Annotated in this window: 13 protein-coding genes; 2 read left to right on the forward strand and 11 right to left on the reverse strand. The window is 60.1% G+C overall.

All coding sequences use genetic code 11. The annotated features are described in order from the left end of the window. Positions 1-33: 33 nt before the first annotated feature. The 7 genes from POS15_RS07230 to POS15_RS07260 form a co-directional block, all read right to left on the reverse strand. Positions 34-1,287: a TolC family protein gene (locus POS15_RS07230; protein WP_182338194.1), complete on the reverse strand. Its 1,254-nt coding sequence runs from the start codon at positions 1,285-1,287 to the stop codon at positions 34-36. A 56-nt stretch (positions 1,288-1,343) separates the two neighbouring features. Then, positions 1,344-1,691, reverse strand: coding sequence for a hypothetical protein (locus POS15_RS07235; RefSeq protein ID WP_046272799.1), 348 nt, complete (start codon positions 1,689-1,691; stop codon positions 1,344-1,346). Positions 1,692-1,799: 108 nt separating this feature from the next. Further along, on the reverse strand, positions 1,800-2,171 hold the full coding sequence (locus POS15_RS07240; RefSeq protein WP_101098476.1) for a diacylglycerol kinase: 372 nt from the start codon (positions 2,169-2,171) through the stop codon (positions 1,800-1,802). A 73-nt stretch (positions 2,172-2,244) separates the two neighbouring features. Further along, positions 2,245-3,960, reverse strand: coding sequence for a phosphoethanolamine--lipid A transferase (locus POS15_RS07245; protein WP_284129285.1), 1,716 nt, complete (start codon positions 3,958-3,960; stop codon positions 2,245-2,247). A gap of 163 nt (positions 3,961-4,123) precedes the next feature. Next, a complete protein-coding gene (locus POS15_RS07250) occupies positions 4,124-5,758 on the reverse strand; it encodes a glycosyltransferase family 39 protein (RefSeq protein WP_167390411.1) in 1,635 nt (544 codons plus the stop codon). An 878-nt stretch (positions 5,759-6,636) separates the two neighbouring features. After that, complete coding sequence (locus POS15_RS07255) at positions 6,637-7,083, reverse strand: zinc-binding alcohol dehydrogenase family protein (protein ID WP_146027639.1); 447 nt, start codon at positions 7,081-7,083, stop codon at positions 6,637-6,639. A 100-nt stretch (positions 7,084-7,183) separates the two neighbouring features. Next, positions 7,184-7,579: a hypothetical protein gene (locus POS15_RS07260; protein WP_284129286.1), complete on the reverse strand. Its 396-nt coding sequence runs from the start codon at positions 7,577-7,579 to the stop codon at positions 7,184-7,186. 185 nt (positions 7,580-7,764) lie between these two features. Between POS15_RS07260 and POS15_RS07265 the strand changes: the two genes are divergently transcribed. Further along, a protein-coding gene (locus POS15_RS07265) for an IS3-like element ISStma9 family transposase (RefSeq protein WP_087944428.1) occupies positions 7,765-8,906 on the forward strand; the annotation gives its coding sequence in 2 pieces (ribosomal slippage) (positions 7,765-8,002 and positions 8,002-8,906; 1,143 coding nt in all). Between the two features lie 162 nt (positions 8,907-9,068). Here POS15_RS07265 and POS15_RS20420 read toward each other — a convergent pair. The 4 genes from POS15_RS20420 to POS15_RS07280 form a co-directional block, all read right to left on the reverse strand. Next, the gene (locus POS15_RS20420; protein WP_343311958.1) at positions 9,069-9,230 is read right to left on the reverse strand and encodes an antitoxin; all 162 of its coding nucleotides are present in this window, start codon (positions 9,228-9,230) and stop codon (positions 9,069-9,071) included. Between the two features lie 239 nt (positions 9,231-9,469). Continuing rightward, positions 9,470-10,147, reverse strand: coding sequence for a hypothetical protein (locus POS15_RS07270; RefSeq protein ID WP_284129287.1), 678 nt, complete (start codon positions 10,145-10,147; stop codon positions 9,470-9,472). Between the two features lie 439 nt (positions 10,148-10,586). Then, positions 10,587-11,579: an aldo/keto reductase gene (locus POS15_RS07275; RefSeq protein WP_284129288.1), complete on the reverse strand. Its 993-nt coding sequence runs from the start codon at positions 11,577-11,579 to the stop codon at positions 10,587-10,589. Further along, on the reverse strand, positions 11,576-12,184 hold the full coding sequence (locus POS15_RS07280; RefSeq protein ID WP_284129289.1) for a flavodoxin: 609 nt from the start codon (positions 12,182-12,184) through the stop codon (positions 11,576-11,578). Before POS15_RS07280 ends, POS15_RS07275 begins: the two co-directional genes overlap by 4 nt. A 74-nt stretch (positions 12,185-12,258) precedes the next feature. On the opposite strand from POS15_RS07280, the gene POS15_RS07285 reads away from it, so the two are divergent. Beyond that, entirely contained in the window at positions 12,259-13,152 is an 894-nt protein-coding gene (locus POS15_RS07285) for a LysR family transcriptional regulator (RefSeq protein WP_046272417.1), read from the forward strand. Positions 13,153-13,155 lie beyond the last annotated feature (3 nt).

A 13,155-nucleotide genomic window follows, 5' to 3' on the forward strand; every position in this document is an offset into this window, starting at 1 on the left:
TCGCTCCGATGAGCGTTTTGTTTCCGTACTTGTTCATTTTGCCTCCACAAACGGTGCGCGCCCTTCAAGGCGGGCGAGGTCGATTTCTGCTGCCACCCGGCTAAGACGGGCATCCACAGCACTGCCACGAGCAGCGATCAGGGTTGATCGCGTGCTACGCAGCTCCAATTGCGATATACGACCTGCCTCGAATCCGATGCGGGCCAGCCGATAGGCTTCGTCTGCAGCTTGTACGCTCTCATCTGCGGCCCGTGCGCGGCTGTTGGATGCTTTGAGACTCGCAACTGCCCCCAAGCGGGCTGCTTCACTGTCACTCTTCTGAGCAACCAGAACCGCTTCGGCAGCACGTTGTTCCGCGTAGGCGGCCTGGATCGCACCGCGGTTACGGTCAAATAGGGGGATCGAAAGGCTGATGCCCACGTTGTAGGCCTGGTCGCCTGCTTGGCGGAAGCGCGTCTGAGCCACGGACGCACTCAATTGTGGCAAGGCACGCTTGCGCTCGACATCTATAAGGCGACCGGAGGCCTCCGCTTCAGCCTGTGCAATGCGAACGGCAAGCGGGGGTGCCTCAATAGCGACTGGGTGAGAGGGCACGCGGTCAAGCAGGCTTTCACCGATGTCGGTCAGGGGACTGTCCACCAAGGACACCCCGGCCAGGCGCGCAAGCGCCGCATCCCGGTAGGCCTCGGCCTCATCCAGGCTTGCCTTCGCATTGGCGACCTCGCTCCGTGCCTGCACACCGCGCAGGTTGGGCTCACGGCCCTCGCTGACCATCGCAGCCACGGCCTTAGCGTCCTGTTCAATCAACGCCAATGCTTCGCTGGCCAGTTCATAACGGCGCAACGCAGCCTCTGCTTCGGCATATGTTGCCGCCAAGCGCCCGGCTGCGTCACTGCGCATCAGATCACCCCGTAAGCCTGCCGCGCCTGCCTCCGCACGCGCGGCGCGCACTCGGGCCCCTCGTTGACCCCAGATCTCCAATGGCTGGGAAAGCGTGACAATGCTGTCAGCGTTGGAAAAGCCTTTATAGGGTCCCGTGCCGTATGCATTTTCCGCTTCGATGGAGACCGTTGGATTGGGTAGTGCCCGAGCCTGTTGTACCCGCGCCTCGGCGGCCTCAGCCAGCGCGACGCCCTGGACGGTCGCAGGCATCTGGTCCAAGCGAGAAAGCAACGATTCGTAAGATGGTGCAGTTTGAGCAGCCACATGTCCGGTTGGCACCAACGCCAACAGAATAGCCACAGCCAACCCGGTCGCTGAAAGCGACCGGCCTGTCAAAATCGACATAAAAACTCCCGTAAATTATCTGAGCGAATGACCCGCAAGTGCGGGGCAGAGCCAGATCAGATACGGGGGGGGCGCATGGGACCGTCGAGTCGGAACGCGTAGACGTCCGCGTGCTTGGTACTGTGCAGCGAGATCCGGCCATCGGCGAAGAGATCATCGTGACCGGCAGTTGGCAGGCTTGCCGTTGAATGGTGGCAATGCCCATGGCCACAGGCATCGGCGCCAGACGAATCCTTGCCCTTGCCGGGGTCCTGGTCCGATTCGCCTGAGACGCCGTGCATGTCACCTACGGTGGCTGGAGCCTCCTGCGCGCATGCCAATGCCTCAGCCACGGGCACGACCACGAACACCGCCAGAAGCAGCAGCATCAGGTACATACGGATGGCGGGCAGAGAGCGACGCATGGGGGAAGGCTAGCAACCTCGTCTGGACGGATACAATTACATAGAAATACTACAGTTACGACACCGGACGCGCTGTCGGGTCCTGTTCAGGTTAGGGTGCCTAGAGGGTCAACCCAGCAGAACCAGGGCCCAAATGAGCGCCACGTTGCAAAGAGCCACGAACACAGCGCCCGAACCCATGTCTTTGGCGCGACCGGCCAGCTCATGGATCTCTGGGCCGTAGCGTTCGATAACCGCTTCGATGGCGGAGTTCAGCAGCTCCAAGGCCAGCACAGCCAGCACGCTCCCCATTAGAAGTGCTCGCTCTACCGCTGAGTGGCCCAGCAGAATCGCTGCCGGTAGTGCCACCACGGCCGCGACAACCTCGAGTCGAAACGAGGATTCATGCAGCCAAGCTGATCGTAGTCCTTGGAGGGACCAGCGGAGCGCCTTGAAGACGCGGGCAATGCTCCGCGGACGATGACCGTACATATCTGCCACTGCGTTGCTTCCTTAATTTAGGACCCCAAGAGCCGCTGCTGGGCGCTTCCAGCAGCGTGCTCGTTGTCGCCCGTTATGGGGTGGACCCGGAGTTGATGGAACAACCGGAGAAAAGATTCAGGCTTTCGTCCAACGACTTCGTCCGGACCTGCATGAGGCCGAGTACAGAATGGAAGAGGTTGTCGTGGCTGGCCGGCCGCTTTGATCGGTCCCGGACACATTGAAGGTCCAGGTTGTTGCTGCTCTTCATGCCCTCGGACATCCACATGACCATGGGCACTTTGATCTGAGTGTCGGGAGCAATGGCATAGGGGAGACCGTGGAGATAGACGTTCGCCTCGCCCAGTGACTCACCGTGGTCGGATACGTAGATCAATCCAGTGTCATGGCTTTGATCCTGCTCAAGCATGCGGATGGCCTTTCCTAAGAAGTCATCTGTTGCAAGAACTGCGTTGTCATACGCATTGACGATCTGCTGGCGTGTGCACTTGCCCAGATCTGCATTGCGGCAGTCAGGCGTGAACCTCCTCAGAACCTCGGGATATCGCTTGTAGTAGCTCGGCCCGTGGTTCCCCAGCTGATGCAGAACGACCACAACATCACCCGGATTGTCATCGATCGCGTCATGCAATCCCCGCAACATGATCTCATCGCGGCACGCTTGGTCATCGCACAACCCATCCTTGATAGGCACGCGGAAGGACTCAAACGCCAGGTCCGCGCAAACCCCCTTACAACCTGTCTGGTTGTCCCGCCATAACGTCTTGATGCCAGCTCGCTCAAGCACATGAAGCAGCGACTCTGAGCCCCTGATCTTGTCTCGATCGTAGTCTCGCCTTCCATACACCGAGAACATACAAGGCACGGAAACTTCAGTATTTGACCCGCAGGCAGTCACGTCCGAGAAGTTGACAACGTCCGATGCCGCCAGCTGTGGCGTTGTCTGCCGGCTATATCCATTCAGTCCCCAGTTCTGCGCGCGAACCGTCTCGCCTACGACTATGACCAGAAAGTGTGGCTTCGCACCTGGTGGATGGGGCTTCATTCTGGCGTCCGGACCGACCACCTGAATCGGACCCCGTTCGGCTCGCGTCTGTTCTCGGACAACCTTGGCAATGGAAGCAAGATAGTTTCCGGGTGTTGCCAAGTACCTGACTGGCTTGTGGTTACGCATGAGCGAGGACAGGTTGTCGAACGAGGCGAAGGCCGCGCCAGTTATGACCACGACAGAAACGCCGAGCAGAAGGACTCTAGCAAGTACGGCGCTCGCCAGACTGGAGGGACGCCGGATCCGAACCGTACATGCCACGACGGCTGGAAACACGCCTTTCATCAACACCGCAAGGAAGAATCCCCAGGTCAGCAGCTCGCCAGCCTCTGCGCTGTCAGTCTTCAGCACGTTTCGCACCATGCTTGCATCGAAGTAGACGCTGTAATTGTCTGAGTTGTAGGCGGCAGCAGCGGACACGACAAGAAGCAAGGAAACGACGGGCTTTACCGTCCATCGAGTGCACAACAACCCAAGAAAGAGTACGTTCAAGGAGGTAAGAATCGCTGCCGTTGACAAGAGAAGCAGCGCACGGGCCGCTCCATCAACACCACTCTTGGCGATGACCTCTGCAAAGAAGGCGTTGTTGAGGAACAACGTGAAGTACAACGCCACAACGATGATCAGAGTACTGATCCCCAGCTGAGGTCCCCTGACATGCCTCCCAAGCCGACCGAGTGGATCTGAGACAGCTCGGCCTTGCCGATCACTCCGGCTGAAGCATTTTTTCAAGTAGTCCATTTGTTTTTCCGTTTGATGGACCCGCAGACGCGCTCATGGCGAGTACGCCGGCGCTGTGCAAACCGAAGTCGCTGTGCTCGCGGGTCTACTTAAGGGGCGCTCAGAGGGGCAGTACAGGTGCAAAGGACCTGACGCCCTCGACACTCGGAAGCGGCGGCGAGGTCTAGCGAATTGAGGTTTCGCATGTCGATAGAGCTCCAGCCGGAATGAGCCACCAGGTTCTTCGATTGGCTACTCCAAACTGCAAGGATGGATCCGGCCTTCGATCACCGCAGTTCTCTAGCACCGACCCCTCAATGAGCAGCCAACGCACGTCCTGGCGCTCCTGCTGCCAACTCAATGCCGTGGCAAGCTGCTGCCTAGCAGGCCGATTGAAGCCGAACTCCGCCGTGGCTGATTGCGACATGAGCAATTGCTGCTCGCGCCAACCGACCAGTCCCAGTTGCGCCGAAGGTCCGATGCGTGTGCTCACCTGTTCCATGAGCCCCCGGGATGAGCTTGCCTCGTTCAGGACGCTGGGACCCGCAAACCCGTAGACGACCCAAAAACCACTCATCCCCGTGAGCAGCCCCTTCCAGGCGCTGCCTGAAAGTGAGAGAGCCGCACCAACCAGCAAGGGCAACGAGGCGAGGAGGACCAGGATGGCGATCGAGTGCGAGTCCTCACTAGAGCCACGCTCAGTGAGAAGCTTCACTTCGAACCGAGGGTTGGAAGCGAGCATCCATATCCCCAAGGTCGCCGTTGCCGTACCCAGGAGCGAGACAAACGCGGTCGCCAATCTTCGTACTCCGACTCTTCCGACAATGTCTGGAAGAGACGCAGCGAGCGCCAAGCACAGCATCGGCAGGCCGGGGAGGATGTACATGTCTCGCTTTCCTGCAGGAACTGAAAAGAACAGTACGATCAGGGCGAGGCTGCCGACCGGAAGCCATAGACGTTCGTCAAAGCGACAAAGCCCTTTGTAGAGGCTTGGCCCCGCCCAGGGAAGAAGGGCGATCGTTGGCAACCACGACGTAGCTATAACTACGAGGAAGTACCACGGTGCCTGGAAGTGATGCCATGAGTTTCCGTAACGCTGGATCGTCTGGCGGAACAGGATGTTACGCGCGTACTCAAGGTTCTCTTGGGTGGGGTGGATCCATACAGCGATCAGCATCGGAATGAGCCAGATGCCAATCGCGACCAACAAGGCCAGGGGTCCCAGCCACGCGCGTCGATCACCTATCCAAGAAGCACTCATCTTCCTGGAAAACGTCAGCGCCAGGGCTGGAACCAGCATGAAGAGTGCAATCACTCCCACGCCCTTGGTGATCACTCCCAACCCGGCCGCAAACCACGCCACGGTCCACATCCGCCAATCCGGACCGCGAACAATGTGCCGAATGAGGCCGTAGTGGGCCAAGGTGACCCATGCAAGCAGCAGGGGATCGATCTGCGCGCGCTTCATCTGCAGAGTGAACTGCACGGCGAGGAGTAGCGCCCAACCTGCGTAGATCCCGGCCTGCTTGGACCACAAGCGCCGTCCTAGGTCGTAGGTCATCCACACACATGCGATACCTGACAGCACCGAGGGAAGCAGGAAGGCAATCCTGAGATTTCCGGTCAGCTGCAGCAGGGCAGCCTGGATCCACATGAAGAGCGGAGGCTTGTCTGCGTACAGCTCTCCACCGCGGCGTGGGAACAGCCAGTTTCCGCTGTCCACCATTTGGGAGGCAACCAAGGCGAATCTCGGCTCATCGGCAGGCCAAGGGTCGCGCAGGCCCAGGCCCGCACCGAGGACCACCGTAGCGGTTGCCATCAGCAGTGCCGCTTGACCGCGCGGAGTTCGGAGGTAGGTAGATATTGAGAGGGGCATTCAAGCCGCCTTCTTAGAGGCGGCACGGTGCCGTTCGGCGACTGCGCGAGCAGGCACGCGTCGGCCGGACGCACAAAGCGCCCAGAAACAAGATGTGATCATGGAAAGATCCGCTAAGGGTGATCGCAGAAGGACGAACAGGCGCCTAGCGCCTGGGTCGCGATCAAGCCCTGGGAGGTCTAATCAGCCTGTCGGGGGTGTGGGGCGCCACGGGCCGCTCGTAGAACACGTGCCCACCCTCATCCAGTGGCGCCTCGCCCGGCGCAAATCCGTTAGACGCCACGAATGCACTGCTGTGATGGCAATGACCATGACCACAGGCTGGGTGTGCCTTGTCGGAGTGCCTCTCGCCTGGCCCTGCTACTTCCTGATGGGACTGCTCTTCAGAGAAACAGACCGAAGCATCGACGACAGGCACTATTACCAGCACTGCAAGTAGCAGTGCCAAGGCGTAGCGCTTGGCGTGGATGGCAAGGGAAGTCACGTGCTGCTTCGACCCATACGGACGTGGCCGGGAAGATACCTTGCATCATAGTTCTCAGCAAGCTGAGGCTTGTTCATGTTCTGCCCGGGCCCGGGCGGGTGGAGCGGGAGCGGCCGAGCACCTTGCCACCAACTGGATCCAAGGCCAGGTCTGCACCTTTCCCGCCGGTGCCTCTCAGCACGCTTGCACGCAGATCATCTTCGGCCAGATCCACAACAACCTCAGCACCAGACCACTTCGCTCGTTCAACCTCGGCGGCCGAGGAAACGACGGCACTCGGCATGGCTCCCAGCGCTCTGCTCATCTGGATCAGTGCGTGTCCCACGGACCCGGACGCTCAAGAGATCAGCACTGTCTGCCCGTCCTTCACCTGTCCAATGCGGGTCAAAGCCTGGTAGGCGGTGACGTAGTTGATGGGAAAGGCGGCCCCCTGATCCAGGGTGATGGAATCAGGAAGGCGGATGATGCGCTTGTCCTGCACCAATGCCCACTGCTGCTGCAGGCCATCCTCAGTAACGCCGAGTGCGGCACCGCCGTAGATGGCCACGCGTGTTCCTGGCTCAAAAGCGCCGCTGTGTTCAGCAATACCGGCACCGTCATTAGTCAGCACCAATGGTGCGCGTGCGTGCTCGACAATACCCGCGAGGACCTGGCTTGAAAGTGGGTTAACGGTAGCAGCGTGCATGCGAACCAACGTGTAGCCCTCACGTGGCGACGGTACTGGCCGTTGTTCAATGTGCATGGTGGGCGCAGGGCCGAATGAACTGGCTACGACTGATTTCATAAGTACTCCTGTTGGCGAATGCCGTGTAGACGGCGCCGCTGTGAGAGAGGGCTGGGCAGTGGAGACAGGGGCACCGAAGTGCTCGATATCAGCTATCGATCTATGCAGGCATTTGCCGCATCACGGCGATGGCTTCGAGAACGGCATCCGCTCCCTGATAGAGGACTTCAGAGCTCACCGGCTGCAGCTGGCCAGCAGTCTGGAGATACAGCTTTAGAACGCCCCGGACCTGTTCACTCTCCATCATGCGCTGAGTTTCATCGATGCGTTCGCAAGCCAAAAGGGCCAGCGCATCGTCAGCGTTGAGCTGCTCGGCAAACACCACTGGGTCAGAAGCGTATCCATGCCGCTCAAGGAAGCCGGACGTGATGGCCGCAGCGACCCTCGCGCTGCTGGTCTCCCGGCCGTCGATGTACCGCTGCCGCTGGAAGTGGTGGAGCAGCGGTAGCTCCAGGCGTCTGTCGAGGCCGCGCGCCAAGGTCAGTGCACGGGTCATCGGACCCGAATCGAAGCTGCCATGCGGACCGAGCAACACCTGCTGACGGTACGCCTCGCTGAATACCTGCCCGGTCAGTGCTTCAATCCTCTGATCGTTAGACCACGCGTACTCTGCCCATTTGAATCGCCCAGGGTTCCGTAGACACCTCGCAGCCATAAACTATGGCTTAGGCGGAGGTGGTTATGAGCACGAAGCGGTACACCGATGAGTTCAAGATCGAGGCGGTCCGACAGATCGTTGAGTACGGCCGTCCGGTAGCGGAGGTTGCCGAGCGACTGGGCGTGTCGATCCATAGTCTTTACGGCTGGAAGCGGCAACAAGGCAAAGGCGATGTTGGCCGGCGTGTCGAGCAGGACCAGAACGCGGAAGTGCGCCGCCTCAAGGCTGAGCTACGCAGGGTCACTGAAGAGCGAGACATCCTAAAAAAAGCCGCCGCGTACTTTGCAAAGGGGTAAGAGCAAAGTACGCCTTCATGAAGCAACACGCAGATGAGTTCGGCCTCGCGGCGATGTGTCGGATGCTTGGCGTCCATCGCAGTGGCTACTACGCCTGGCTAAAAGAGCCGGCAAGCGCTCGCGACAAGGACGATCAGCGGTTGCTCGGCCTAATCAAGCACAGCTGGCTGGAAAGCGGCTCTGTGTATGGCCACCGCAAAGTGACCACAGATCTGCGCGAGCTTGGCGAGACGTGTAGTCGTCATCGCGTGGCACGCTTGATGAAGAGCGAGGGGCTGCGGGCAATGGTCGGCTACGGTCGGCGACCACGCCCATTGAGCGGCCCTGTTGGATCAGTCGCCAAGAACGTTCTGGCTCGCGGCTTCAAAGTCAGTGAGCCAAATCGCGCGTGGGTCACGGACATCACCTACATCCGCACGTACGACGGCTTCCTGTACTTGGCGGTAGTGCTTGATCTGTTTTCGCGTCAGGTCGTTGGATGGGCAACCCGACCAACTCAACATACGGACCTGGTTTTGCAGGCGCTATTGGCTGCAGTGTGGCGGCGCAAGCCAAGCCCCGGGCTTCTGCTTCACTCCGACCAGGGAACCCAGTTCACCAGCGAAGACTGGCAGAGCTTCCTGCGCGAGCACGACATCGTGTGCAGCATGAGTCGACGAGGAAACTGCCATGACAACGCAGCGATGGAGAGCTTCTTCCAGCTACTGAAGCGGGAGCGTATTAAGCGGAGGATCTACAGCAATCACGACGAGGCACGGGCCGACGTCTTCCAGTACATCGAGATGTTCTACAACCCAAAACGGCGGCACAGTTCCAACGACGGGCTGTCCCCGGTAGAGTTCGAGAAGCAGTACGCACTAAACGGCTGACGACTGTCTAGAAAACCCTGGGCGATTCATACAGCTGCATTTGAACCCGGCGCACCCAGGCGATCAAAGGGCGGAACTTTGTTCATCCAGACAACTAACACCCAGAAATATCTGCGATGGCTTACGGCGGTCCAACAATGTCTGCCTCGCGAACCAGAATCTCTACCTCAACGGGGCAGAATTGTCTGATGACGAACACTGATCGTGATGAATCGCCGGTCGCGCATCGGCAATGGCGCGCTCAATTTTTGCTCGGAACCACTGGTTGTAGCTCTCGGCCACAGCTGACTCAGATTTGGAACTGCTGAAATTGAACCTGACCATGGAGGAACCGTACGCCAACCGTCTTACGAACAGGGTAGAAGGCAGCTACAGCCGACACTTCCTTATTTAGGATGATGTCCCTGAATGCCTCAAAATTCCCAATGAAATCAAGAAGGGGCACAATCCTAAGCAAAAGGACAAGAATCAGGAAAACTGACACAAGACTTGATCCAGAGCCAGACCCACGAAAGACGGCGCATCATTCATTTCGCATAATGTATATTATGTAAGACTCCGGCTTACTGGTCTTCGGCTCCGCAGGCCTGCGCTGTTCGTTGAGACCCAGAACCTGGGTCGGATGCATCTCTCTCGACTAGCGCCAACCTGTTTACATCTTCCAGGAACACGTCACCCAGCCTCGTCGCGGCTGCCCAAGTGTCCGTTCGCCATAGAGCCACGCCCGATACGCCAACAAGCATGATGCCCCATAAGGAATATGCAACAGAGGTGGCGTTGCTTACGTCAGTAGAAGTGGATGCCAGCAGAAATAGAATCAATCCTCCGACGAAGGCCGATACAAAGTAGATCAGCCAGAAGATCAGATTCCAACTTGCCCGTCTCGTAGCAGATGCCGCCTTGGACTTCCAGCGGATCTGCTGGGTCTCCTGATTCCACTCAATCAGGCTCCATACGTCGGACAGATCACCTAGCGTCCGGCACACCTCGGCACCTGACCGATCACACACCCCTCGGACCACAGCTGCCGGCAGATAGGTGCCGAACAGCTGCCGCGAAAGAACCTCAACACTCAATGCATCGAGTTCCCACGGATTTTTCCAGTATTGGAGGAATTCTCGGCGTCGGACGAACTGAAGATCCCTTCGTCCAATCAGCCACCGGAACGCCCCAAGGGCCACGATAGCCAAACCCATGACGATCTTGAGCTGACCTCCGGCCAGACTTAGCAACTGCTCCATACTCCCCCGACTGACATCCGTGCGTACTTCGAACGATCACCGACCAGGCGCGTCCGGTCAACATCGATCTCTACGTCCCGCAAGTCCTTGCCCCAAACCGGAAGCTGTTTCCGCGTGGGATACACCGCGAAGATGCCCAGTTCCACCGCTCGGAATTCCGGCATGACCTCGACCAGCACTCCGTTTCGCCAGCCGGCCCTGGAAGGTCCAGACGGTACCTGGACTGGTGGCGGCGGAGAGCGGCGTATGTGTCATTTCCAGTGCTTCGCGTCAGTCACGGCCCGACCTGCACTACCGCCTGATTGCAGGGGAAAGAGCGACCTCTAAGGAAGGTAAAGATCAGTCCGCCCTACCCTCGATGACGAACCCTAATCTCCCCTGCTCAGTATCTGCTCTGTATCAGAAGCAGACATCCTCCGAGCACCCCGCCCGCCATCGCTCACTTGCCGGTCATCTTCAACGCAGCTTCCGGCAAGCGCTCACCGCTGATACTGATGCGGGCCACGTCCTCATCGATACGCGCCAGGTCGGCCGCATCGAGCACTAGATCCACCGCGCCCAGATTCTCATCCAGCCGATGGGGCTTGGTGGTGCCAGGGATCGGCGAGATCCAGGATCGCTGAGCCAGCAACCAGGCCAAGGCAACCTGAGCAGGCGTGCCGCCCTTCTCTGCCGCCATCGTCTTCACCACTTCGACCAATGCCATGTTGGCCCGGCGTGCCTCCGCGGAGAAACGCGGCACCGCATTACGAAAATCCGTTGCATCGAACTGCGTGTTCTCGTCGATCTTTCCGGTCAGGAACCCTGCGCCCAGCGGGCTGAAGGGTACGAAGCCAATGTTCAGCTCTTCAAGTAACGGAAGAAGCGCCTTCTCTGGCTCGCGCCAGAACAGTGAGTATTCGCTCTGCACTGCCGTCAGCGGCTGCACCGCATGTGCCCTGCGGATAGTCTGCACACCCGCTTCGGAAAGGCCGAAGTGCGCAACCTTGCCCTCCGCAATGAGGGTTTTCACCGCCTCGGCCACCTCCTCGATGGGCACCGCCGGGTCAACGCGATGCTGGTACAGAAGGTCGATCCGCTCGGTGCGAAGCCGCTTCAGACTGGCCTCTACGGCGGCCCGGATGTGGGCGGGCTGGCTGTTGGTACCTGTGCCGCGGGCACCGGTCACCGGGTCGATGTCAAAACCGAACTTGGTGGCGATCACGACCTGGTCACGAACGGGCGCCAGTGCCTCGCCCACCAGGTCTTCGTTGGCAAAGGGGCCGTAGGCTTCGGCGGTGTCGAAGTGGGTGATGCCGCGCTCCACCGCCGTGCGGATCAGCGCAATCATTTCCAGCTTGTCTGCGGCCGGGCCATACGCCGCGCTCATGCCCATGCAGCCGAGGCCGAGGGCAGAAACTTCAAGGCCTTGTCCAAGGGTACGGGTCTTCATGGTCGAATCCTCATCGTGCCGTGCGGAGTGGCCAACCAGGCGTTGACGCTCTCCATGGTGTTGCGTTCCTGGTCGGCCTGCATCACGAATGCATCCAGGATGCGGGCGTTGGGTGCATGGCTGGCCAGGACGCGCAGGCTGCTGCCCACGCCGAAGCCGCCATGGGTGATGAACGGCACGATCGTCTTGCCCCTCATGTCGTGCCGCGACAACAGCGAACGAATGATCGGCGGCGCGGTCTCGCCCCAGATCGGAAAGCCTAGGTAGACGGTGTCATAGCGACCAATGCCGGCAATGTGGGTGCGCAGCGCCGGTTCTACCCCGTCGTCGCGCTCCTGCCGCGCCTTGGCCACCGTTTCCAGGTAGTCCGCCGGATAGTCCACAGCCGGCTGTATCTCGAACAGGTCGCTGGGCATGCTGCGATGAATGAGCCCGGCAACGACCCGGGTGTTGCCCGAGCGCGAGAAGCACGCAACCAGTGTCCGTGCATTCGATCGACCCGCGGCCGCGCCCTCCTGCGGCTCCGCAGCGGAGCATCCCAGCGGCAGCGAGGCCAGAGCGGCGACCACTGCCCGGCAACCGTGATTGGCGGTTGGCTTTGTCATGACGCCAATCTACGCCCCCCAAACACATTCTTGCAGAGGCATAATCGGATATCGCTTATATCCGGTGCGCATCAATGAGCGTAGAGAACTACGACCAGTTGGCCATGTTCGTCCTGGTGGCGCGGGAGCGCAGTTTTACCCGGGCTGCGGCCCAGCTGGGCATGTCCCAGCCTGCCCTGAGCCGATCGATGCGGCAGCTGGAAGAGCGCCTGGGTGTGCGCCTGCTTGCCCGGACCACCCGCAGTGTGTCGCCCACCGAGGCCGGGGAGCAGCTGCTGCGGGTGATTGCACCGCGCTTCGAGGAAATCGACACGGAGTTGGCCCAGCTCAACGCTTTTCGCGACAAGCCCGCCGGTCGCCTGCGCATCACGGCAGGTGAACATGCCGCGCTCACCGTGATGCAGCCGGTACTGGGCAGGCTGCTGCCGGCCAATCCCGATCTGAACATCGAAGTGATCGTCGACTACGGGTTGACCGACATCGTCGCCGAGGGCTTCGACGCCGGCATCCGCATGGGCGAACAGGTGGCCAAGGATATGATTGCCGTGCGCGTTGGGCCTGACCTGCGCATGGCCGTGGTCGGATCGCCTGCCTATTTCCAGCGCCATCCGAAACCGAAATCGCCGCACGACCTCACCCGGCACAACTGCATCACCATCCGCCTGCCAACCCATGGTGGCATCTTCGCGTGGGAGTTCGAGAAAAAGGGGCAGGAACTGAAAGTACGGGTGGAAGGCCAACTGGTGTTCAACAACATCGCGCTGCGCCTGGGCGCCGCGCTGGAGGGGCTGGGGCTGGCCTACATGCCCGAGGATCTCGTCCGCACCAACGTGCAGGCGGGCACCTTGGTCCATGTCCTGCAGGACTGGTGCCCCTCCTTCCCCGGCTACCATCTGTACTACCCGAGTCGCAGGCAGTCGTCGCCTGCGTTCACCCTGTTGCGTGATGCGTTGCGCTATCGGGATTGAGCC

Origin of the sequence: Stenotrophomonas sp. BIO128-Bstrain (assembly GCF_030128875.1) — a bacterium.
GTDB lineage: Bacteria > Pseudomonadota > Gammaproteobacteria > Xanthomonadales > Xanthomonadaceae > Stenotrophomonas > Stenotrophomonas bentonitica_A.